18 protein-coding genes and 1 riboswitch are annotated in these 21,952 nt (G+C 63.9%); of the genes, 6 read left to right on the top strand and 12 right to left on the bottom strand.

The genetic code is table 11. The annotated features are described in order from the left end of the window. Positions 1-37 precede the first annotated feature (37 nt). On the top strand, positions 38-613 hold the full coding sequence (locus tag C7441_RS10255; protein WP_109612791.1) for an NADPH-dependent FMN reductase: 576 nt from the start codon (positions 38-40) through the stop codon (positions 611-613). A gap of 13 nt (positions 614-626) precedes the next feature. Here the strand turns inward: C7441_RS10255 and C7441_RS10250 are convergent, their stop codons facing one another. From C7441_RS10250 to C7441_RS10240, 4 genes are all read right to left on the bottom strand, one after another. Continuing rightward, entirely contained in the window at positions 627-2,018 is a 1,392-nt protein-coding gene (locus C7441_RS10250) for a GGDEF domain-containing protein (RefSeq protein ID WP_109612790.1), read from the bottom strand. Positions 2,019-2,124: 106 nt separating this feature from the next. Beyond that, positions 2,125-2,292: a hypothetical protein gene (locus C7441_RS24245; protein ID WP_210205629.1), complete on the bottom strand. Its 168-nt coding sequence runs from the start codon at positions 2,290-2,292 to the stop codon at positions 2,125-2,127. Between the two features lie 251 nt (positions 2,293-2,543). Beyond that, entirely contained in the window at positions 2,544-3,161 is a 618-nt protein-coding gene (locus tag C7441_RS10245) for a ribonuclease D (RefSeq protein WP_109612789.1), read from the bottom strand. 11 nt (positions 3,162-3,172) lie between these two features. Beyond that, entirely contained in the window at positions 3,173-4,564 is a 1,392-nt protein-coding gene (locus tag C7441_RS10240; protein ID WP_109612788.1) for a M20/M25/M40 family metallo-hydrolase, read from the bottom strand. 412 nt (positions 4,565-4,976) lie between these two features. Here C7441_RS10240 and polA point away from each other — a divergent pair, with 412 nt between their 5' ends. Continuing rightward, positions 4,977-7,925 (top strand): DNA polymerase I, encoded by a 2,949-nt coding sequence (polA, locus tag C7441_RS10235; protein WP_109612787.1) that lies wholly within the window; start codon positions 4,977-4,979, stop codon positions 7,923-7,925. Positions 7,926-7,958: 33 nt separating this feature from the next. Here the strand turns inward: polA and C7441_RS10230 are convergent, their stop codons facing one another. From C7441_RS10230 to C7441_RS10195, 8 genes are all read right to left on the bottom strand, one after another. Continuing rightward, positions 7,959-8,756, bottom strand: a complete 798-nt coding sequence (locus tag C7441_RS10230; RefSeq protein WP_109612786.1) for an ABC transporter ATP-binding protein — start codon at positions 8,754-8,756, stop codon at positions 7,959-7,961. Further along, positions 8,753-9,757, bottom strand: coding sequence for a FecCD family ABC transporter permease (locus C7441_RS10225; protein ID WP_109612785.1), 1,005 nt, complete (start codon positions 9,755-9,757; stop codon positions 8,753-8,755). Before C7441_RS10225 ends, C7441_RS10230 begins: the two co-directional genes overlap by 4 nt. Then, positions 9,754-10,608, bottom strand: a complete 855-nt coding sequence (locus tag C7441_RS10220) for an ABC transporter substrate-binding protein (RefSeq protein WP_109612784.1) — start codon at positions 10,606-10,608, stop codon at positions 9,754-9,756. Before C7441_RS10220 ends, C7441_RS10225 begins: the two co-directional genes overlap by 4 nt. Before the next feature lie 156 nt (positions 10,609-10,764). Continuing rightward, a complete protein-coding gene (locus C7441_RS10215) occupies positions 10,765-12,678 on the bottom strand; it encodes a TonB-dependent receptor plug domain-containing protein (protein ID WP_425326574.1) in 1,914 nt (637 codons plus the stop codon). Between the two features lie 179 nt (positions 12,679-12,857). Beyond that, positions 12,858-13,063: riboswitch (cobalamin riboswitch) on the bottom strand. A 27-nt stretch (positions 13,064-13,090) separates the two neighbouring features. Then, the gene (locus C7441_RS10210; RefSeq protein WP_109612783.1) at positions 13,091-13,495 is read right to left on the bottom strand and encodes a Fur family transcriptional regulator; all 405 of its coding nucleotides are present in this window, start codon (positions 13,493-13,495) and stop codon (positions 13,091-13,093) included. Positions 13,496-13,649: 154 nt separating this feature from the next. Next, entirely contained in the window at positions 13,650-14,822 is a 1,173-nt protein-coding gene (locus C7441_RS10205) for a Gfo/Idh/MocA family protein (protein WP_109612782.1), read from the bottom strand. Between the two features lie 26 nt (positions 14,823-14,848). Next, a complete protein-coding gene (locus C7441_RS10200; protein ID WP_109612781.1) occupies positions 14,849-15,904 on the bottom strand; it encodes a sugar phosphate isomerase/epimerase family protein in 1,056 nt (351 codons plus the stop codon). Positions 15,905-16,414: 510 nt separating this feature from the next. Further along, positions 16,415-17,722 carry an amidase gene (locus tag C7441_RS10195; protein ID WP_109612780.1) on the bottom strand — a complete coding sequence of 436 codons (1,308 nt, stop codon included), beginning with the start codon at positions 17,720-17,722 and terminating at the stop codon, positions 16,415-16,417. A gap of 141 nt (positions 17,723-17,863) precedes the next feature. Between C7441_RS10195 and C7441_RS10190 the strand changes: the two genes are divergently transcribed. From C7441_RS10190 to phnE, 4 genes are all read left to right on the top strand, one after another. After that, a complete protein-coding gene (locus tag C7441_RS10190) occupies positions 17,864-18,922 on the top strand; it encodes a succinylglutamate desuccinylase/aspartoacylase domain-containing protein (RefSeq protein ID WP_109612779.1) in 1,059 nt (352 codons plus the stop codon). 157 nt (positions 18,923-19,079) lie between these two features. Next, positions 19,080-19,922 (top strand): phosphonate ABC transporter ATP-binding protein, encoded by an 843-nt coding sequence (gene phnC / locus C7441_RS10185; protein WP_019172768.1) that lies wholly within the window; start codon positions 19,080-19,082, stop codon positions 19,920-19,922. A 74-nt stretch (positions 19,923-19,996) separates the two neighbouring features. Next, the gene (phnD, locus tag C7441_RS10180; protein ID WP_109612778.1) at positions 19,997-20,914 is read left to right on the top strand and encodes a phosphonate ABC transporter substrate-binding protein; all 918 of its coding nucleotides are present in this window, start codon (positions 19,997-19,999) and stop codon (positions 20,912-20,914) included. A gap of 77 nt (positions 20,915-20,991) precedes the next feature. Continuing rightward, entirely contained in the window at positions 20,992-21,951 is a 960-nt protein-coding gene (phnE, locus tag C7441_RS10175) for a phosphonate ABC transporter, permease protein PhnE (protein ID WP_019172766.1), read from the top strand. Position 21,952 lies beyond the last annotated feature (1 nt).

The following is a 21,952-nucleotide window of genomic DNA, read 5'->3' as shown; positions in this document are numbered from 1 at the left end:
ATCACGACAGAATCGTTCGGCGCAACGGAGTTCGGCCATGACGGTGCACAAGGTGGGCTATCTGATCGGTAGCCTTGCGAAAGAATCCATCAACCGCAAACTGGCAAAGGCTCTCGTGCAGCTTGCCCCCGAAAGCCTGAAGATGGCGGAAATCCCTTTCAGGGACCTGCCGCTCTACAGTTACGACTATGACGCCGACTTTCCGCCGCCCGCCAAGGCTTTCAAGAAGGCGCTGGCGGAGGTAGACGCGGTGCTGTTCGTGACCCCCGAATACAATCGCTCCATCCCCGGCGGGCTCAAGAACGCCATCGACTGGGCGAGCCGGCCTTATGGAACCAATTCCTTCACGCGCAAGCCATCCGCCGTGATCGGCACCTCGCCCGGCGCCATTGGCACGGCCGTGGCCCAGCAAAGCCTGCGCAGCGTGCTGAGCTTCTGCAATTCACCCCAGATGAATGCGCCGGAAGCCTATATTCAGTTCAAGCCGGGCCTTATTACCGAAGACGGCGAAGTATCCGACAAGACAACGGAAGAATTCCTGCGCACCTATATGGAGCAATTCGCCACGTTCATCACGCGCGTTTACACGGCGATCCCGAAAGAAACCGTCTGATCGAGGTCAGGGCCTACTCGGCCGCCACCGCGGAGTCGATCTCGACCCGGTTGCGGCCCAGCGTCTTGGCCCGATAGAGCGCCTTGTCGGCAAGGTCGATCAGATAGGCATAGTCGGGATGGCCGCGATGACCCGCAACGCCGATGGAGACGGTGGCGGTGATGGCATCGCCATCCGGCAATTGAAGCTTGTGCTCCATGAATTGCCGCCGCACGCGCTCGGCGATGTCGACGCCGGCGCCCTCCGGCGTCTCGACCAGCGCCACGAGAAATTCCTCGCCGCCATAGCGGAACACGAAGTCGCACGGGCGCACATTGTCCATGATCACCTCGGCGATCTGGCGCAGCACCGTGTCGCCTGCCAGATGGCCCCATTTGTCGTTGATCTGCTTGAAATGATCGACGTCGATCATCAGCAGCGTGAGCGACGAACCAGAGGAATTGGCGAGCGCCACTTCGCGGCTGAGGATGGACGGCAGGAAGCGCCGGTTGAGCGCCTTGGTCATGGGATCGCGCGCATTCTCCATGCCGGCGACGCTCTGGAAGAGATCGTTGAGGAGATATTTGATCTCTTCGATGCTGGCCTGCAACCGGCGCAGCACGTCCTGCAGGCGATCTCCTCCTTCCGCCCTCGCTTCATCGATCTTGGGGAGCAGCACGCGATCGACCTGCTGCACCGCGTCCTCGATACCCTCCAGCGAGGAAGCGCCCTGGAACATCATTCCGGCCCGGTGCCGCAGCCAGAGGCCGAAGGCGGATTGCGAGATCGGCTCAGGCGGGGCGCTGCCGGCATTGCCGAAAAGGCCGAACAGAACCGATTGTCCCCACTCCATGAGGGCCGCGCGCTGGCTTTCGCGCTCCAGGCTGACATCCTGCCCCAGCGAGACGAGGCGATAGGCCTCGTCCACCTGCGCGCGCCGGGTGGTGCCGACCACATAGGCCTGGCTCATCTGGCGAATCGCATAATCGACCAGTTCGGACATCAGCATCAGCGCGACGATGACCGTATTGCGGTCCGCATCCTTCTCCAGAAGACGCGCCGACACCTCGCTCTTGAGCAGGCTTGAACCCGCCATCACCAGATGGATCGGAATCTTGATGCGCGCATGGATTTCGCCGATCTGCTTCTGCCGCTCGTCGAACGCCTCGAAGCCCGCATCAGGATCAGCGCACAGCAACTCGATCAGCCAGCCTCGCAACGACTTGCCAAGCCGTTCATGAACCACGCTGTGGCTCAGAAAGGTCGAGGCTTCATCATCGGCCAGGAAAGCGTTGTAGAACAAACCGACGAAGTCGTCGGCACCCTCCTCCACCACCGCGGACAAAAGCCTTCTGGCTTCTGCGCGCGTGGCAAGGTCTGTCTTTGCCCAGAACGACAAACCGATCTGCTGGCTGGTATTGGTCATCACATGGCCCCCGATTCCGCGCAGCCGTGGCTAAGCGGTGGAATCGCAAGGCGCAAGTGGACAGTTTGTCATGGGCCGCGTGCCACGCGACCCAACATCCCGGATATCAAGCCTTATGAGATTTCCTTGGATGTTCAAATAATAGAGCCAAAAGAACACCCAATGGCCCCAAGGCAACCCCGATCAGCAACCAGATCATAGCATCGGAATCATTTGAAGATGCAATTAACACTGTTACTCCGGCACTAATGACCCAGAGCGCAAGGAAAAACATTGTTCTACCTCCCAAGCTCCCTCTTTAATTATTATCACTCAATTCGAGAAAGACCGCAAGATTTACACAAAACAAATCTTTTCTCGAATTAAAGGGAACTGAGGCAATGGTTTTGGCAATAACTTCGTCAAACGCGAATCGTTCCCTTCCGGCCGCGCGCACCGAGGCGCGCGCGGTCGGAAGGGATCGCTCAGAAGAGTGAGGTTGCGCAGGAAAATGCGTTCCGGGACTATCCTGAAACGCTTTACCGATCAGCTATGGGCGAAGATATCGTCTTCCGGCCAGCCCATCAGGTCGAGCCGTGCACGCGTCGGCAGGAAGCGGAAGCAGTCATCGGCAACTGCGGTGCGATTCTCGCGTGCCAGTCGCTTTTCCAGAACATCGCGCAGGCGGTGCAGGTAAAGCACGTCCGAGGCGGCATATTCGAGCTGCTCGGGCGTCAGCGTCTCGGCCGCCCAGTCGGACGACTGCTGCGCCTTCGACAGGCTCACCCCCAGCAGCTCGTTGCAGATATCCTTCAAGCCGTGGCGATCGGTATAGGTTCTGGTCAGCCGCGAGGCGATCTTGGTGCAGAACACCGGCTCCGGCATCACACCGAAGGCATTGTAGAGCACGGCAATGTCAAATCGCCCGAAATGGAACAGCTTGGTGACGGTGCTGTCGCCCAGCAAGCGCACGAGATTGGGCGCCGTCTTCTGTCCCTGGTCGATCTGGATGACATCGGCGGTGCCATCGCCCGGCGATATCTGGACGACGCAGAGCCGATCGCGATGCGGGTTCAACCCCAGCGTCTCGGTGTCGATGGCAACGGCATCGACCTGATAGTTGGAAAGGTCGGGAAGATCGTTCTTGTGAAAGCGAATGGTCATGCCGGTGTCTCTTACTTCTTCGTCAGCGCGTCGAGTATGCGCGCCCAGGAGCGCTGCCCGCCATGGAAGGAGGACATGTCGTATTTCTCGTTCGGTGAATGGATACGATCATCGACCAGGGCAAAGCCGACCAGCAGCGATTCCATGCCGAGGAAAGTCTGGAAATCGCCGACAATGGGGATCGAACCGCCCATGGCGATCATCACCGCCGGCTTGGGCCATTCGTCGGACAGCGCCTGCTGCGCATTGATCAGGAAGGGCGAGTCGTAGGAGAGCTGAATGGCCGGCGATCCGCCATGCTCGTGGAACTCGACGGAGCAGTCGGCCGGAATGCGCGCGCGGACGAAATCGCGGAACGCGGCGCGGAGCTTGGCCGGATCCTGCTTGTGCACGAGCCGGAACGACACCTTGGCGGAAGCCTGCGCGGGAATGACCGTCTTGAAGCCCTTGCCGGTATAGCCGCCGGTGATGCCGTTGAACTCGGCCGTCGGGCGCGCCCAGGTCAGTTCCAGCACGGAACGGCCCTTTTCGCCCGAAGGGACCGACAGCCCTACCTCGCCGAGAAAACTTTCGGTGGTCTCGCCAAGCGATTCCCACGACTTCAGCACCTGCGAGGGCGTTTCCTCCACGCCCTCGTAGAAGCCGGGAATGGTGACGCGGCCGGTGTCGTCATGCATGTCGGCAAGCGCCTTGGCCAGGATGCGGATCGGGTTGGCGGCGGCACCGCCGAACTCGCCCGAATGCAGATCGCGGTCGGCGGCATGGACGATCACTTCCTCGCCCACAAGGCCACGCAGCCCCACGCAGATAGCCGGCGTATCGCGGTTCCACATGCCGGTGTCGCAAACCATGGCGAAATCGGCCTTCAGCTCTTCGGCATTGGCGTCGAGGAAAGGCTTCAAAGACGGCGAACCGGACTCCTCCTCCCCCTCGAACAGGATGGTCACGCGGCAGGGCAGCTTGCCATGCACGGCCTTGTAGGCGCGGCAGGCTTCGACGAAAAGCATGAGCTGGCCCTTGTCGTCGGAGGAGCCGCGACCGGTGATGACCTTGCGGTCCGGGCCGAGTTCCTTGACCTTGGGATCGAACGGATCGTCATGCCACAGGTCGAGCGGATCGACAGGCTGGACGTCGTAATGGCCGTAGAACAGCACATGCGGGGCGTCCGCTGACGGGCCTTCATGGTGGGCCACGACCATCGGATGGCCGGGCGTGTCGCGCACGCTCGCCTCGAAGCCGATCGACTTCAGGTCCTCGACCAGCCATTCGGCGGCCTTGCGGCAATCGGCGGCGAAGGCGGGGTCGGTCGAGATCGACTTGATGCGAAGCAGCGAGAACAGCCTCTCGACGCTCTTGTCGAGATTGGCGTCGAGGTGATCGAGAACGGGTGCGATGGCGAGCATTTTTTCCTGGCCTTTCGATTCTGCGAAGCCAACCTAGAGCGGCAGGACCAAAACGGAAAGACCGGCTCTGTTGAGCCAACCGGCATTGCCATGCGCAAAGCGCAAAAAAATGCCGCCGTGGTGGAGGGAAACCACGGCGGCGGTACTAAAAAGGGGTGCGGCAGCCCGGAGAGGGGGGATTAGGCTGCCGCAACGTCCGGTCCAGGCGGGGGACGGGCCTTATTCCGGACTCGGCTAATGATTGCCGATGGCTGCTATCTGGTGCGGCGAAGGTGGCAATTCAAGGGCACGCACATTACAGTTTTGTAACATACGCGTGATCGACCGAAAGTGTCAGTTGCCTTTGCCGCGCACAGGTCTCCGTCAAGCTTTCCAATGGACAGATTCCTGCCCGCACGTTAGGGCTACGCGCATGAAAAAAGGCGATCATCTCTTCCTCGTCGACGGCTCTGGCTACATCTTCCGCGCCTATCATGCGCTGCCACCGCTGACGCGCAAATCCGACAATCTGCCGGTGGGCGCAGTCTCCGGCTTCTGCAACATGCTGTGGAAGCTGCTGAGGGACGCCCGCAACACCGATGTCGGGATCGTGCCCACGCATTTTGCGGTGATTTTCGACTATTCGTCGAAGACCTTCCGCCACGATCTCTACTCCGACTACAAGGCCAACCGCTCGGCCCCGCCGGAAGATCTCGTGCCGCAGTTCGGGCTGATCCGCCAGGCGACCCGCGCCTTCAACCTGCCCTGCCTGGAAATGGAGGGCTTCGAGGCCGACGACCTCATCGCCACCTATGCCCGGCTTGCCTGCGAGGCGGGCGGCGACACGACCATCGTGTCCTCCGACAAGGACCTGATGCAGCTCGTCGGGCCTTCGGTCACGATGTACGACCCGATGAAGGACCGCCAGATCGGCATTCCCGAGGTGATCGAGAAATGGGGCGTGCCGCCCGAAAAGATGATCGACCTGCAGGCGCTGACCGGCGATTCCGTCGACAACGTTCCGGGCGTTCCGGGCATCGGGCCGAAGACGGCGGCGCAGCTTCTGGAGCAGTTCGGCGACCTCGACACGTTGCTTGCCCGCGCCGGCGAGATCAAGCAGGAGAAGCGTCGCCAGTCGATCATCGACAATACCGACAATGCCCGCGTCTCGCGCGAACTGGTGACGCTCAGGACGGATGTGCCCGTCAGCGAGGCGCTGGACGAATTCGTGCTGGAATCACCCGACGGCCCGAAGCTGATCTCCTTCCTCAAGGCGATGGAATTCACCTCGCTTACCCGCCGCGTGGCGGAAGCGACCGGCACGGAAGCCGCCGAGATCGAGCCCGCCGAAGTCGTCATCCAGAGCAAGGAAGAGGCGCATGGCCCGGATGTGGGCGCCAGGGTTCCCTCCTCTGCTTCGACGAGCGAGACCGCGCCCGCGTCGCCGGCTGGCGCCGAGCCTGCGCAACAGGACCAGAACACCCCGAGCGCCCTCGCCGAGGCGCTCGCTCAGGCAGCCGTGGCTCACAAATTCGACCATGAAGCCTATGTCTGCATCCGCGACCTTCAAACGCTGGCCGACTGGATGGCGGAGGCGAGCGCAGCCGGCGTAGTGGGCTTCGACACGGAAACCAACTCGCTCGATCCGATGCAGGCCGAGCTGTGCGGCTTTTCGATCGCTACCCGCCCCGGCCGCGCGGCCTATGTACCGCTCAACCACAAGAGCGGTCAGGGCGACCTGCTGGGCGGCGGGCTGGTCGAGAACCAGATACCGATCCGCGATGCGCTGACGCTGCTGCGCAACCTGCTCGAGAACCCGGCGGTGCTCAAGGTCGGGCAGAACCTGAAATACGACCTCGTGATGATGAACCGCTACGGCATCGACATTGCGTCCTATGACGACACGATGCTGATTTCCTATGTGCTCGACGCGGGCCTGAACGGCGGCCACGGCATGGATTCGCTTTCCGAGCGCTGGATTGGCCACAAGACCATTTCCTACAAGGAAGTGGCCGGCAGCGGCAAGACGATGATCACCTTCGACATGGTCGACATCGACAAGGCCACCCGTTACGCGGGCGAGGATGCCGATGTGACGCTGCGGCTGTGGCACATCCTGAAGCCCCGGTTGGTGGCGAAGAAGCTGGTCTCCGTCTACGAACGGCTGGAGCGGCCGCTGGTGCCGGTGCTGGCGCAGATGGAACAGCGCGGCATTTCCGTGGACCGGCAGATATTGAGCCGTTTGTCGGGAGAACTCGCACAGGGCGCGGCCGGGCTGGAAGAAGAAATCTACCAGCTTGCCGGCGAAAAATTCACCATCGGCTCGCCCAAGCAGCTCGGCGACATATTGTTCGGCAAGATGGGCCTGCCCGGCGGCTCCAAGACCAAGACCGGCCAATGGTCCACCTCCGCGCAGGTGCTGGAAGACCTCGCCGCCGAGGGGCACCCGCTGCCGCGCAAGATCGTGGACTGGCGCCAGCTCACCAAGCTCAAGTCAACCTATACGGATGCGTTGCCGGGTTACATCAACCCCCGCACCAACCGCGTCCACACGTCCTATGCGCTGGCCGCGACCTCGACGGGGCGGCTGTCGTCATCCGAGCCCAACCTGCAGAACATTCCGATCCGCACCTCGGAAGGGCGTCGGATCCGCACCGCCTTCATCGCCGACAAGGGCTACAAGCTGGTGTCGGCCGACTACAGCCAGATCGAACTGCGGGTGCTGGCCCATGTGGCCGAGATTCCACAGCTTCGCCAGGCCTTCGAGGACGGCATCGACATTCATGCGATGACGGCATCGGAGATGTTCGGCGTGCCGGTCGAGGGCATGCCCTCGGAGGTGCGTCGTCGCGCCAAGGCGATCAATTTCGGCATCATCTACGGCATTTCGGCCTTCGGGCTGGCGAACCAGCTTTCCATTCCCCGCGAGGAGGCCAGCGACTACATCAAGCGCTATTTCGAGCGCTTCCCCGGCATCCGCGACTATATGGACAGCACCAAGACGTTCGCCCGCGCCAACGGCTATGTGGAAACGATCTTCGGGCGGCGCGCGCATTATCCTGAAATCCGCTCCGCCAATCCGCAGATGCGCGCCTTCAACGAGCGCGCGGCCATCAACGCGCCGATCCAGGGTTCGGCCGCCGATATCATCCGCCGCGCCATGGTGCGCATGGAGAAGGCATTGCCGGAAGCCGGGCTCGATGCCCGCATGCTGCTGCAGGTGCATGACGAACTGATCTTCGAAGTGCCGGACGAGGAGGTGGAAGCCACCATTCCCGTGATCCGTTCGGTTATGGAAGGGGCCGCCATGCCGGCGGTGGCGCTGAAGGTGCCGCTCCAGGTGGAAGCCCGTGCCGCCGACAATTGGGACGAGGCGCACTAGATCTTTCCAGCGCGATACGACGCGCCGGATTTTCTATTCACCTTCGGAGACAGCCGTTGCGGCAGCCGTGTCCAGCGGCACCACGAGCAGGCCGCCTTCGGCCTCGCCCAGATAGGCCTCGACGCCATAGACCGAGCGCATGCGCTCACGCGTCAGCACGTCCGCCGGCGGGCCGTCGGCGACGATCGCCCCCTTGTCGAGCAGGATCAGCCGCGTGCACCAGCGCGCGGCAAGGCTGAGGTCGTGCAGCGACGCGACCACCCCGCGTCCTTCGCCCGCCAGTTCCGCGAACAGCCGCATCAGCGAAATCTGGTGCGACGGATCGAGGCCGGCGGTCGGCTCATCGGCAAGAAGCAACGGCGCATCCTGCGCCAGCGCCCGGGCGATCAGCACACGCGCCTTCTCGCCGCCCGAAAGTTCGGTCGAGACGCGATGGCGAAATTCCTGCAATTCCATGCGCCGCATCGCTTCTTCGATCCGCACCCGGTCGGCTGCATCGAGGCCGGCAAAGGCCGGGCGGTGCGGCGCCCGGCCGAGCGACACCACCATCTCCACCGAAACCGGCCAGCCGATCTCGCGTTCCTGCGGCAGATAGGCAATGCGTCGGGCGCGCTCGCGCGCACTCATGGAAGTGGCATCCTGTCCGGAAATGGCGATGTCGCCGCACGCTTCGATGAGGCCGAGTACCGCCCGCAGCAGGGTGGACTTGCCCGCGCCGTTCGGGCCGATCAACCCGACGAATTCGCCTTCGCCCACATGGAAGGAAGGATCGTTCAACACCGGGCGTCCGCCCAGCGAAACATGCAGCCCGTTCGCGGTCAGCAGGGTCACAGCAGGTTCCTCCGCGTGCGATAGACGAGCCACAGGAAGAAAGGTGCGCCAACGATCGCGGTCAGCACGCCAAGTTTCAAATCCCTGCCCGGCGCAATCAGCCGCACGAGGATATCGGCGGCCAGCAGCACGCAGGCCCCGCCGAGCGCGCTGGCGGGCAGGAGCCGCGACGGACGCGCGCCGACCAGCGGCCGCAACAGATGCGGCACGACGAGGCCGACAAAGCCGATAGCGCCGGCAACCGCGGTCGCCGCCCCCACCGAGGCTGCGGTGCCGAACACAGCCAGCGACTGCACCCGGCGCAGGTCCACACCCATGCTGGCGGCAGCATCGCGGCCCAGAGTGAGGGTGTCCAGCGAGCGGCCGATGCTTGCCAGCATGGCCCAGCCCACCACCATGAAGGGTGCGGCCAGCCACACATGCGTCATCGAGCGGTCGGCAAGCGAGCCCAGCATCCAGAACATGATTTCCAGCGCGGCAAACGGATTGGGCGACAGGTTGAGCGCCAGCGAAGTCATGGCCGCAGCGAAGCTCGACACGGCCACGCCTGCCAGGATGATGGTGAGCGCACCGCCGCGCGCACCGGCCATGGCCTGCACGACAACGACCGCAATCGCTCCCCCGGCAAGCGCCGCCAGCGGCAGGCCAAGCGGGAAGACGGCGGCAAAGCCGGTGTAAATGGCAATGACCGCGCCGAGCGAGGCAGTGGCGCTGACACCGAGCAGTGCCGGCTCGGCCAGCGGATTGCGCAGATAACCCTGGAGCACCGCGCCCGAAAGTCCAAGCGTGGCGCCGACCATCAGGCCGAGGATTGCGCGCGGCAGGCGAATTTCCTGCATGATGAGCGCCAGCGGGCCGGCATCCTCCCCCCCGAACAGGGCGGCCATGCTGTCCGCGAACGCGATCGCGGCGGGGCCGACCGTGAGCGACAGCACGAACAGAGCCAGCGTCGCAGCGGCAAGCAGCGCCAACAGCAGGCGGTAGCGCGCGATCTCGCTCATCTGTTTTCCCCAGCGGATGCTGCCGCATCATGCATGATGCGCGCGGCTTCGAGCGTGAAGGGCGCTCCGCAGATCGTGTATCTGGCCGGTACATCGACCACCTTGCGACCCGCGATCAATGCCTTGAAGGCGGGATGGACATACCCTTCCTCGGCAAGCGCGGGCCTGGCATATTCGCCGTGGCTGGTGACGACGAGGTCGGGATTTTCCAGCACCAGCATTTCCAGCGGCAACTGGCTCGTGCCCTGCATGCCCAGCGTGTCGGCGATATTGACCAGCCCGGCAGCCTTCACCGTCTCGTCTACCAGAGTGCCGGCGCCTGAGGTGTAGCTGTTGGCGTAGTAAAGCGCCACCGTCTTGCCGGACGCCGGTTGCGCGCGCAGCGCGGCAAGCCGCGCCTCCATCTGCGCGATCAATGCGGCGGCCTTTTCCTGCCTGCCCAGAAGCTCGCCCATGCGGGTGATGTGTTCACCGATGTCCGCGAAGGAGTTGGCCGGCGCGAATTCCTCGACGCGAAAGCCCAGCCGGCGCAACAGGTCAACGGTGGTGCGGGTGGTGTAGGTACCGGCAATCACCAGATCGGGCGACATCAGGAAGACCTCCTCCGCCAGACCATGATTGATCACATAGCGCCCGGCCTCATCAGCCAGCACGGAACTTTCGGTGTCCCCGGCCAGAGCAGACACCGAATAAAGCTGCCCCCCGCCCGCCAGCAACATGGCGAGCTGGTCGGTACAGACATTCATCGACACCACGCGCCGTGGCGGCGAGCCGGCCTGCGACGGTACGGCGATGCCGACGAGGCCGGCGCAAAGCATCGCCATGGTTACAACGGCGCAAACATTGGGCATCGGGAACGGCGGTCTCACCCGTTTCATCGGAACCACCAATCTACTCGTCTGCTTTCGTCGCATTTTGCAGCCGGTTTCCGACTGGCTGCAAAATGCTCATACATGTCTGGCTCATGCCTCTTCTCCACGCCGGAGCGTTTGCGGGGAGCGTCCGGATCAGAAAGCTCGCGTAAAACTGAAATCCAGCGTGCGTCCCGGCGCCCGATAACCTGCCTTGGTTTCATATTGCTCGTTGAAGATGTTCTCCACCGAGAATTTGAACTGCGACCGGCTGTCGAGCGCATAAAGGGCGGTGAAATCGGCCGTCACGTAATCCGGCAACCTGGCCGTGTTGAGCTCATCGGTGTAGCGGGCCGCACCGTAGAGCACCCGGCCTATGAGCTGAAGCTGTTCGGTCGGGCTGTAGGTCAGTTCGGCCGTTGCCTTGAAGCGGTCCGCATAGATTACATAGCGGCCATGCAGTCCTTCGCTGCGGTTGAGCGGCTCGCGCACATCCACGGCTGCTTTCGCGCTCCACTCCTCGCTGAAGCGGTGTGAAAGTGCCGCCTCCAAGCCGGTGATCCGCACCTTCTGGATATTGTCCGGGTGCCAGGGCCCGAAGAAGTCGCCCGGATCGACCGGAGCCCAGGCGATCTGGTTGCTGATATCGTTGCGGTAGAGCGCCACGTCGAGGCTGGTGCGTTCGGTCGCCTGCCACGTCAGCCCGATTTCGTAGGAGCGCGATTTCTCCGGCTTCAGGTCCGGATTGCCCGGCGTGAAGGGGTCGGGATAGTAGAGGTCGTTGAAGGTGGGCGCGCGAAAGCCGGTCCCGTAGGACGCGCGTGCCACCAGTCCGTCGATCAGTTCGTAGCTGGCGCCGATATTGTAGGTCGTCGCCCCGCCAAACTGGCCGTCATGGTCATAGCGCAGGCCGGAATCGATGTTGAGCGGTCCGTATTCGACGGAATATTGCCCGAAGACGGCAGTCAGGTCGCGGCTCGTCCTGTCGTAGGCAACTTCGGAAATGGAGCTGCCGGAGACTGATTCCCGATAGGCTTCCACGCCCCCCAGCAATATGTGCCGGGCCACGTCCGTCTCGAAGCTCTTCTGGGTGGAGGCCAGCACGCCGTAGCGGCGGGTACCGAAATCGTCGCCCTTGATGCTGCCGCGGAAATTGGAGGCGTTGTCGAGCGCGGTCGAAAGTTCGAGCGTGGAAGACCAGTTCTCGGAATGATCGATGCGGGTGCCAAGCTTGCCGGAGAAATTGTCCGTGTCGGCTTCGTTGGCTGCGGGCGGGGTGCTGTCGTAGTGAATGCGGCCGCGCGCATAGAGCCCGTCCGCATAGACCCGGCCCCAGTCGAGGTCCTTCGACAGAGCGAAATTGGCCGAGCCGCGCAGGAAGCCGTTCGGGCCGGGTTCATGGCCCCAGGCGCTGGGCAGCGTGAAATCGTAGCCGCGCGTGCCGAAGAACTGGCCGCCGAGGGCGTAGTTCAGGCCGCTTTCGCTTTGGCCCTGCACGCCGGTCGACACATACCCGCCCCAGGGGTAGGTGACGCCGGCAGTGACGGAGCCGCAGGCGTCGCGACCGTCCGCGCAGAGACCGCCCTGCCTGGTGACGATGTTGATGATGCCGCCGATGGCGTCGGAACCATATTGGGCCGAGTGCCCGCCCTTGGCGATCTCGATGCGCTCGATGGACGCCAGGGGGATGCCCGACAGGTTCACCGTTCCCGTGGTCGCCGAGGCGGCCCGCACGCCATTCACCAGCACCAGCGTCTGGCTGGGCGTGGTGCCGCGCAGGGAAACGCTGGAATCCGCACCCAGGCCGCCATTGGACGTTGCCGTGACGCCGGGGATGGTCTTGAGAAGCGACGGCAGATCGAGCGCAGCCGATTGCGCGATTTCGCTTTCACCGATCACCACTACGGACGAGGTCGACCGCTCCAGCGAGCTTGCGCGCCTGAGCGGGGTGGTGACGACGATGCGGCCAAGCTCGATCGTCTCGCCTGCGCCGCTTTCCACGTCCTGCGCGTTCGCATGTCCCGAAAATGCCAGCGCGAATGCGCCGGCGCAAATTGTCCATTTCTGCACGTCTGCCCCCAAGGCTTGCAGGCGCAACGGCGCCCGCAGGTTTGTCTCCAAACCGCAGGGGAAAGATCGAATGGCGAAAAGCGGATGCAGTTCACCCCTCGGCCGTGCCCGGCTGCGGCAACACTTTTTCAAATGTCACCGCCACGGACGACCGCGCCTGAACACACCCCGTGTTCAAGCATGGGTGACCGGAAAAGGCAGGTCTCCTGACTTCCGGGTCGTCGTTTGTCCTTCGCCTTCCCAATCGCGCTTCGCGCTCTTAGTGGCCTGTTTGAAGGAAAGCTCGCCGGCTACAGTTGCGGGGGCAGTCCCGGCTTCGGCCGATGGCCTTACCGTGTTCCCTTTTCATCCGCCGCAAGGCGGAACCGATTCCGAATCCAGTGGTATCCACACACCGGGCGTGCGTCAACCGCTACGCCGCCAGCGCGGCGCATTTGGCACAAGTGCCGCGAAACTCGATAATCGCCTTCTTGGCGGCAAAGCCGGTGGAGCCGACCCAGGCGTCGAGCTGCTTGCCGATCACCTCATCGGAAAACTCGCAGACCTCTCCGCATTTGTCGCAGATAGCGAAGGCGATCATGCGATGGTTGTGGTCATGCGGTTCGGAGCAGGCGACGAAAGCGTTCATGCTTTCCAGCCGATGGACGAAGCCCGCATTCATCAACCTGTCGAGGGCGCGATAGACCTGCAGCGGCGCGCGAAAACCCTGGTCGCGCAACTGGTCGAGCAGCATGTAGGCGCTGAGCGGGCCTTTCGAGGCCTCGAGCTTCTCCAGCACGCGAAGCTGGTTTTTCGTCAGCGTATCCCTTGCCGCCATGATGATTATCTCGACCTTCTGTCCCGCCGGCGCGCTTTGCGCGAAACGGCGGAATTGTCATCTCCGTCCTCAAATAGCGATTGGCGGAACAAATTGCCACCGTCGAAGGCTTTTGGCTGGGGACACCGGCTTGCTGGCAAAAAAGAATATTTCCCTACAGCTTCGTCCAGGCTGCGTTCTTTCTCGACGACTTCACGCAAGCCTCGATAAACGCCACACCCTCGACGCCATCATGCACGGTCGGAAACAGCACGTCCCTGCCCGGCTTGCCGTTCCTGCGACGTGCGGCGCGGATCGCCCTTGCGGCTTCCGCATAGATGTTGGCGAACCCTTCCAGATAGCCTTCCGGGTGGCCCGGCGGCACGCGCGTCACGCGGCCCGCCGCCGGGCCGGAACCCGCACCGCCGCGCGTAATCAACCGCCTGGGCTCGCCGAAAGGCGTGTACCAGAGATAGTTCGGGTCGGCCTGCGACCACTCGATGCCGCCCTTCGTGCCATAGACGCGCAGCTTCAGGGCATTCTCATTGCCGGGCGCAACCTGACTTGCCCACAACATACCCTTGGCGCCGCTTTTGAAGCGCAGCATGACATGGGCGTTGTCGTCCACGGCGCGGCCTGCGACGAAGGAATCGAGATCGGCCGAAAGGCTGTCCAGCTCCAGTCCCGTGACGAAGCGGGCGAGATTATAGGCATGGGTGCCGATGTCGCCGGTGGAGCCGCCGACGCCGGACTGCTTCGGATCGGTGCGCCAGGCAGCCTGCCTGGAGCCCGCGTCCTCGACCTTCTCGGTCAGCCAGTCCTGCGGGTATTCCGCCTGCACGACGCGGATTTCGCCGAGCTGGCCCTTCTGCACCATCTCGCGCGCCTGCCGGATCATCGGATAGCCGGTGTAGTTGTGGGTGAGGACGAACACCTTGCCGGTCTTTTCCACCAGCGCCGCGAGTTTTTTTGCATCGGCAAGGGTCGAGGTCAGCGGCTTGTCGCAAATGACATGGATGCCTGCCTCCAGAAACGCCTTGGCAGCTGGGTAGTGCATGTTATTGGGCGTGACGATCGACACGGCCTCGATGCCATCGGGGCGCTTTGCTTCAGCCTTGGCCATTTCCTGGAAAGACGCATATGTGCGCTCCGGGTCGAGTCCGAGTTCCGCGCCCGAAGCCCGTGCCCGCTCCGGGTTGGAGGACAGCGCCCCCGCCACCAGCGCGAACTCGCCGTCGATGCGCGCGGCGATGCGATGCACGCCGCCGATGAAAGCACCCTGTCCGCCGCCGACCATGCCGTAGCGGATCGGGCCTTCCCTGCGCTCGCTGCGTCCCTCGATTGCCATGGCTCTCCCTCCTCCCCGAGCTTTCGTCAAATGCCCATCATCCTGCGCAATGCGGCGCGATCCGTGGTGCCGCCGGCAAAATCGTCGAAGGCCTTGTCGGTGACGCGGATGATGTGCGCGTCGATGAAAGGCGCGCCCTCGGCGGCTCCAACCTCAGGCGCCTTCAGGCAGCATTCCCATTCCAGCACCGCCCAACTGTCATAGCCACAGGCCGCGAGCTTTGAAAAAATGCCGGAGAAATCCACCTGCCCGTCGCCCAGCGAGCGGAAGCGGCCTGCGCGGCTCACCCAGCCCTGATAACCGGAATAGACGCCCTGACGGCCGTCCGGATTGAACTCGGCATCCTTGACGTGAAACGCCTTGATGCGCTCGTGGTAGATGTCGATGAAAGCGAGATAGTCGAGCTGCTGCAGCAGGAAGTGCGACGGGTCGTAATTGATGTTGCAGCGCCTGTGGCCGCCGACCGCGTCCAGAAACATCTCGAAGGTCGCGCCGTCGAAAACGTCTTCGCCGGGGTGGATTTCATAGCAGAGATCGACGCCCGCATCCTCATAGGCATCGAGGATCGGCTTCCAGCGCCTGGCCAGTTCGCCGAACGCCTCCTCGATCAGCCCGGCCGGACGCTGCGGCCAGGGATAGAGGTAGGGGAAAGCGAGCGAACCGGAAAAGCTGACGGAGGCTTTCAGGCCGAGATGCCGCGAGGCTTTGGCGCCGAACAGCATCTGCTCGACCGCCCATTCCTGACGGGCCTTGGGATTGTTGTGAACCTGCGCCGGGGCAAAGCCGTCGAACTGGAGATCGTAGGCGGGGTGCACGGCCACGAGCTGACCCTGGAGGTGGGTGGAAAGCTCGGTTATCTCCACGCCGGCCTCGGCGCAGACGCCCTTGATCTCGTCGCAATAGGCCTTGGACGAAGCCGCCTTCTTGAGATCGAACAGCCGCCCGTCCCATGTCGGTATCTGGACGCCCTTGTAGCCAAGGCCGGCTGCCCATTCGGCAATGCTCTTCAGCGAGTTGAACGGCGCCGCATCCCCGACGAACTGCGCCAGGAAAATGCCGGGCCCCTTGAGCGTGCTTGCCATATCCTCTCCTCCAGCCGAATCCGCCGCAGCCTATATCAAACCGCCGTCACCTTCGCGCGGATCGGTTCATGTTTCAACAATCAGCGATTGGTGGCGGGCCACGACTGTCCGTCGCCACGCCCGGTTTTCACCGTCTGGCCATTGTCGAGGTCGTGGGAAGACGGGCGGTCGGAGAACGCGCTCATCTGAAGTTATATAATTGCGGCTCCCAGACCGCCCGTTCGATGCTCTTGCCCGGTTCGTACGCCTCCACATTCGCGTGGCCAGCCGCTCCCTGGGGCCCGGACCTGAGGGCTCATCGCCCAGCAGCGCTACCGTCACGCCACCAGTCCGGACATCGTCGCCCTCCACGTTCATCCGGTTCATGACCCGTGTTCCCGGTGAGGCCGATGCACACATTATGCGGGAAGCGAAAAAGACGGGGATGAACTATTTTCCCGAAATGAATAAAATCAAATATTTATCTGGAATCCGATGCGCTTTTCATCCACTGGCGCGCATCCGTTGCGTTCAACGCTCCGCCCTGGCCAGCTCCGCTTCCACCGCTGCGGCAATCGAAAACAGACGATCGTCGTGCCCGTTGCGGGCAAACAGCATCAGCCCGCCCGGCAGCTCCATTTCCGGCATGGGCAGGGAAATCGCGGTGAGGTCGAACTGGTTGGCCACCTGCGGGTTGCGCAGCAAGATGTCGTCGGTGCGGTTGAGGGAGTTGATGCTTTCTTCCGCAACCTCGATCAGCGGTGCGACAACCGGCGTGGTGGGCAGGGCCAGCACGTCGAAGGGGGCCAGCCGCTCGTCCATGGCGCGGGCGAGTTCGTTGCGGCGCTGGATCAGCTTGATATAGGCGGATGCAGGCACGCCGGCACGGCGGGCGAGCGTGCGGGCAACGCGCGGATCGACCTGTGCGGCAAGGGTCTCATCGCCCAACCAGTCGGAATGCAGCGCTGCCGCCTCGATGCTGGCGATGGAGCCGTTGCTGGCCGCGTCGAGCATCTTCTCGATCAGATCGTCGATGCGATGATCGACGATGCGCGCGCCGGCGGCCTCAAGCAGCCGGAGGCTACGCTCGAAACCGGCTTCGATTTCCGGCTCCATGTCCCGCAGCAAGCGGCCGTGCGGAATGCCGATGCGCAACCCGGTCAGCGGCATCGGACGCGGCGCTGCATATGTCCCGCCGGCCATGACGGCATCGGCAAGCACGCAATCGGCCACCGTTTTCGCCAGCGGACCGACAGAATCCAGCGTGAAGGACAGCGGAAACACCCCGCCGAGCGGAATACGGCCGGCCGTGGGCTTGAAGCCGACCACGCCGTTGAGCGCGGCTGGAATGCGAACGGAACCGCCCGTGTCTGAACCGATGGCGATTTCGCTGGTCCCCTCGGCGGCGGATACGCCCGCCCCCGAGGACGAGCCGCCGGGCACGCGGGCCGGATCGACGGCATTGCCCGGCGTGCCGAAACCGGGATTGCTGCCGACAGCGGTGAAGGCGAATTCGGTCATCGCCGTCTTGCCGACGATGACCGCGCCTGCCTGCCGCAGCCGGCGCACGACCACGGCATCTTGCATGGCAGGTTCTGCATCGCGGCGGATCGGGGAGCCGGCGACGGTCGGCTCGCCCTCCACATCGAACAGGTCCTTGATGGAGACGATGCGCCCGTCGAGCGCGCCGAGCGAAACGCCGGCCGCGCGCCGTGCGTCGGCCGCGTCGGCGGCCGCGCGCGCGGCCGCCGCATATATTCTGGTGAAGACCTTTTCTCCGGCTGCGCGCGCCTCGAGACGCGCAAGGATGGCTTCAAGACGATCGCGGCTGGACTGCATGCTTCCCCCAACTTGCTTCCATGCGGCGCGGACGGCTAAAAAGAGCCCCGCGCCGGTTCGGCGCCATACTTTCATTCGGCCACGATTTTTGCCAGCCGTTTCCACCTTTCCGGGAAACGGTCAAACGCCAGGGGATGCATAATGGAAAAGACCACCGAGATCATTCGCGGCAATGGCGATGGCGTGACCTATGAGTTTCCCGTTTTGCGCATCGCCGGCTCCGCGCCCGACGCGCCGAAGGCCTATATCCAGGCAGCGCTTCACAGCGACGAACTGCCGGGCGTGGTGGCCATCGACGCGCTGATGCCGAAGCTGCGCAAGGCAGAGACCGAAGGCCGCGTGCGCGGCAGCCTCACCATCGTGCCGCGCGCCAATCCGGTGGGCCGGGCGCAGCAGTTCTTCGGCGCGGCGCAGGGGCGCTACCATCTCGGCTCGCGCACCAATTTCAACCGCGACTTCCCGCTGATCAACCGGCCCGATGCCGGCCTGCTGCCGGGCGACGACAAGCCGCTCAATGCCGACGACCGGCTGAAGGCGCGGCTGCTGAAGCTCTCGCTCGGCCACGAGATCGTGCTCGACCTGCACTGCGACGACGAGGGACTCCCTTACCTCTACATACAGAGCGACCTGTGGCCGGCGATGGCCGACTGCGCGGCCTCGATGGGGGTCGAGGCGGTGGTGCTGTGGAGCGGCGAATCCGGCGCATCCTTCGATGAGGCGGCGCTGTGCCCCTATCTGAAGCTGCCGGCGGCAGAAGCGCAGCTTGCCCGCCGCGTGGTCACCACCGTGGAATATCGCGGCATACTCGACGTGGAGCAGCACTTTGCCGAAGCCGATGCCGAAGGCATCTACCGGCTGCTGGTGGCGCGCGGCGTGATCGAGGACAAGGCGGTGGAAACGCCTACGGAATTCAAGGGCGAGGTCGTGCCGATCGACCATATCGACATGATGCCCGCGCCCGCGGCGGGCGCGATCCTCTATGACGTGAAGCCCGGCGACCGGGTGAAAGCCGGCCAGCGGCTGGCAACCATCGTGGCCGCCCCCGGCGAGGAAGGCGGGCGCGTGGAAGTGCTCGCCCCGCAGGACGGCTTCATCCTGACGCGCCGCGCCACGCGCGCCACCCGCGCGGGCGACGATCTGGTCAAGCTGGCCGGTGTGGCGCGCAGCGCCGACGCCCGTTCCGGCGCGCTCGAGCAGTAGTTCCGGGCATCGTCCAGCCGGGCCGCCGCATCATGGCCGTGGCGGCTCGGGCCTGTGCAACGTAACAAAACTGACATCCAACTGACACCGCGGTTTCATGTTGGTCCGGTAGCGGAGTCTTCCCAAGAGGCTGGGTCAGCCAAACAGGGAAGCCGCCATGCTCGAAATCCACAATGTCTCGCGCCGCTTCGGCAAGAAGACCGCCGTAGACAGCGTCGCGCTCGAAATCGAACCGGGCCAGATGGTCGGCATCATCGGTCGTTCCGGCGCCGGCAAATCGACCCTTCTGCGCATGATCAATCGCCTCATCGATCCTTCCGACGGGGCGATTTTCTTTGACGGCAAGGAGGTGTCGGACCTGCGCGGCGCCAGGCTGCGCCGCTGGCAGCGCGACTGCGCCATGGTGTTCCAGCAGTTCAACCTCGTGCCGCGCCTCGACGTGCTGACCAACGTCCTGCTGGGACGGCTGAACCACCGCTCCACCGCGCTCAACATGCTCGGCATCTTCTCGCGCGAGGAGCGCGCCATGGCGCTTGCCGCCCTTGAGCGGCTGGACATCGCCCAGACCGCGCTGCAGCGCGCCGGCACGCTTTCTGGCGGCCAGCAGCAGCGCGTGGCGATCGCCCGCGCGCTGATGCAGCGGCCGCGGCTGATCCTCGCCGACGAGCCGATCGCCTCGCTCGACCCGCTCAACGCCAAGGTGGTGATGGATTCTCTGCGCGACATCAACCTGCGCGAAGGCATCACCGTCATCACCAACCTGCACACGCTCGACACCGCCCGCAGCTATTGCAACCGCATCATCGGCATGGCCGGCGGCAAGGTGGTGTTCGACGGCGCGCCCGAAGAACTGACGCGCGAGGCCGTGCGCCTCGTCTACGGCGCCGACGCCAATGGCGAGGAAATCTCGGAAGCCATCACCTCCACCTCGATCCGCCCGGAGCGGCCGCGCGTGGTTCAATCCGCCGGAAGCCTGGTGCCCGCCTATGCCGGGCACTGAACGACCGTGATCGTCTCGCCCGCGTGAAGGGCGCATCGAAACCGCAGACATCCGGACCCAACAGGAGAATATCCATGTCGCTCAAGAAAGCCCTTCTGGGCGCTGTCGCCATTGCCACCCTCGCCGGCGCCACCGCCGCGCGTGCCGAAAGCCCGGAAATCTTCCGCGTCGGCATCCTCGGCGGCGAGAACGAGGCCGACAGCCTGCGCAACTACCAGTGCGTCGCCGACAAGCTGCCGGCGGCAATCGGCGTGAAGGAGGTAAAGCTGTTTCCGGCCACCGACTATGACGGCGTCATCCAGGGCCTGCTGGGCGGCACGCTGGACTATGCCGAGCTTGGCGCTTCGGGCTATGCCAAGATCTATCTGGCCAATCCCGACGCGGTCGAGCCGATCCTGACCACGGTGCAGACCGACGGTTCCAAGGGCTATTACTCGATCATGATCGCCCGCAAGGACTCGGGGTTCAAGACGCTGGCCGACATGAAGGGCAAGAAGCTCGGCTTCGCCGATCCGGACTCCACCTCGGGCTACCTGATCCCGGCCACCTCGCTGCCGAAGGATATCGGCAATGTTGCCGTGAAGGACTATTTCGGCGAGACCGGCTTTGGCGGTGGCCACGAAAATCTCGTGCTGGCCGTCAAGGACGGCAAGTTCGACGCCGGCACCACCTGGGGCTCGGGCGTGGGCGATTTCGACGAGGGCTATACGTCGGGCAACCTGCGCAAGATGGTCGACAAGGGCCTCATCGACATGAAGGATTTCGTCGAACTGTGGAAGTCGCCGCTGATCCCGAACGGTCCGACCGTCATCCGCACCGCGCTCGACGCCGACCTCAAGGCCAGGTTCAAGCAGTTCATGGTGGATCTGCCCAAGAGCGATCCGGCCTGCTTCTCCGCCATCCAGGGCGGTGACTTCACCGGCTACACCGAAGTGACGCCGGAATTCTACCAGCCGATCATCGACGCCCGTAAGGCGCAGATCGGCGGCTGATTGTCCTCCCAGGACGATGGCCGGGCGCGAGCAGCGCCCGGCCATTTCCATAACTGAGTTTTCAAAGTGGAGACGGCATGAGCCAGACTGCCCACACCCTGTCCGCCGAAGGCATGGCCATCGAGCGGCATTGGCACGAACTGGCGGCGCGGCGCCGTCTCTACACCATCCTCATCGTCGGCGCGCTGGCGGCCGCACTTGGCGCTTCGCTCTGGTTCGCCAATGATTCCAACGCCGGCAAGTTCTTCGACCGGCTGCCGCATTTCTTCGACTTCGTCGGCGACATGCTGCCCCGCGACGGCCTCGAAGTGTGGCGGGCGCTGTTCGACCTGCCCTCGCCTTATTTTGACGGCAGCCTGAAATACGACTACCCCGAAGGCCGCGTCCATCTGTTCGGCTCGGGCCTCTACGTTCCCGAATATTTCTACAAGATGCTGGAGACGCTCAATATCGCGGCGCTCTCGACGCTGATCGGCTTCGTCTTCGGCTTCCTGCTCTGCTTCCTCGCCGCCAAGAACCTCGTTGCCAGCCGCGCGCTGCGCTTCGTGGTGCGGCGCTACATGGAAATCCTGCGCGCCTTCCCCGAGATCGTTATCGCCGGCTTCTTCGCCGCCGTGCTGTCGCTGGGCGCGATCCCGGCGATCTTCGCCGTCGGCATCCACACCATCGGCGCGCTGGGGAAGCTGTTCTACGAGGTGGTCGAGAACGCCGACATGAAGGCCGAGGAAGGGCTGCGCGCGGTGGGCGCCAACTGGTTCGAGCGCGTGGGCTTTGCCATCGTGCCGCAGGTGATGCCCAACTTCATGTCCTATGCGCTGCTGCGCTTCGAAATCAATGTGCGTGCCTCCACCATCATCGGCGCGGTGGGCGGCGGCGGCATCGGCGAGGAACTGCGCCTTTCGATCGGACGCGGCCATGAGGCCAAGACACTCGCCATCATCCTTCTTCTGTTCGTCACCATCATCGCCGTCGACCAGTTCTCCGCCTGGCTGCGCCGCAAGCTGGTGGGGGCGCAATCCTTCGAATTTGGACGCTGAC

It is taken from the genome of Pseudaminobacter salicylatoxidans (genome assembly GCF_003148475.1).
GTDB classification, from domain to species: domain Bacteria; phylum Pseudomonadota; class Alphaproteobacteria; order Rhizobiales; family Rhizobiaceae; genus Pseudaminobacter; species Pseudaminobacter salicylatoxidans.
This window is presented reverse-complemented; position numbering and strand designations above follow the sequence as displayed.

What these genes read in the sequence shown, in the direction of transcription:
- C7441_RS10255 (WP_109612791.1), top strand. Translation starts at nt 38, where the DNA reads ATGACGGTGCACAAGGTGGGCTATCTGATCGGTAGCCTTGCGAAAGAA.
- C7441_RS10250 (WP_109612790.1), bottom strand. Translation starts at nt 2,018, where the DNA reads ATGACCAATACCAGCCAGCAGATCGGTTTGTCGTTCTGGGCAAAGACA.
- C7441_RS24245 (WP_210205629.1), bottom strand. Translation starts at nt 2,292, where the DNA reads ATGTTTTTCCTTGCGCTCTGGGTCATTAGTGCCGGAGTAACAGTGTTA.
- C7441_RS10245 (WP_109612789.1), bottom strand. Translation starts at nt 3,161, where the DNA reads ATGACCATTCGCTTTCACAAGAACGATCTTCCCGACCTTTCCAACTAT.
- C7441_RS10240 (WP_109612788.1), bottom strand. Translation starts at nt 4,564, where the DNA reads ATGCTCGCCATCGCACCCGTTCTCGATCACCTCGACGCCAATCTCGAC.
- polA (WP_109612787.1), top strand. Translation starts at nt 4,977, where the DNA reads ATGAAAAAAGGCGATCATCTCTTCCTCGTCGACGGCTCTGGCTACATC.
- C7441_RS10225 (WP_109612785.1), bottom strand. Translation starts at nt 9,757, where the DNA reads ATGAGCGAGATCGCGCGCTACCGCCTGCTGTTGGCGCTGCTTGCCGCT.
- C7441_RS10220 (WP_109612784.1), bottom strand. Translation starts at nt 10,608, where the DNA reads ATGCCCAATGTTTGCGCCGTTGTAACCATGGCGATGCTTTGCGCCGGC.
- C7441_RS10210 (WP_109612783.1), bottom strand. Translation starts at nt 13,495, where the DNA reads ATGGCGGCAAGGGATACGCTGACGAAAAACCAGCTTCGCGTGCTGGAG.
- C7441_RS10205 (WP_109612782.1), bottom strand. Translation starts at nt 14,822, where the DNA reads ATGGCAATCGAGGGACGCAGCGAGCGCAGGGAAGGCCCGATCCGCTAC.
- C7441_RS10200 (WP_109612781.1), bottom strand. Translation starts at nt 15,904, where the DNA reads ATGGCAAGCACGCTCAAGGGGCCCGGCATTTTCCTGGCGCAGTTCGTC.
- C7441_RS10195 (WP_109612780.1), bottom strand. Translation starts at nt 17,722, where the DNA reads ATGCAGTCCAGCCGCGATCGTCTTGAAGCCATCCTTGCGCGTCTCGAG.
- C7441_RS10190 (WP_109612779.1), top strand. Translation starts at nt 17,864, where the DNA reads ATGGAAAAGACCACCGAGATCATTCGCGGCAATGGCGATGGCGTGACC.
- phnC (WP_019172768.1), top strand. Translation starts at nt 19,080, where the DNA reads ATGCTCGAAATCCACAATGTCTCGCGCCGCTTCGGCAAGAAGACCGCC.
- phnD (WP_109612778.1), top strand. Translation starts at nt 19,997, where the DNA reads ATGTCGCTCAAGAAAGCCCTTCTGGGCGCTGTCGCCATTGCCACCCTC.
- phnE (WP_019172766.1), top strand. Translation starts at nt 20,992, where the DNA reads ATGAGCCAGACTGCCCACACCCTGTCCGCCGAAGGCATGGCCATCGAG.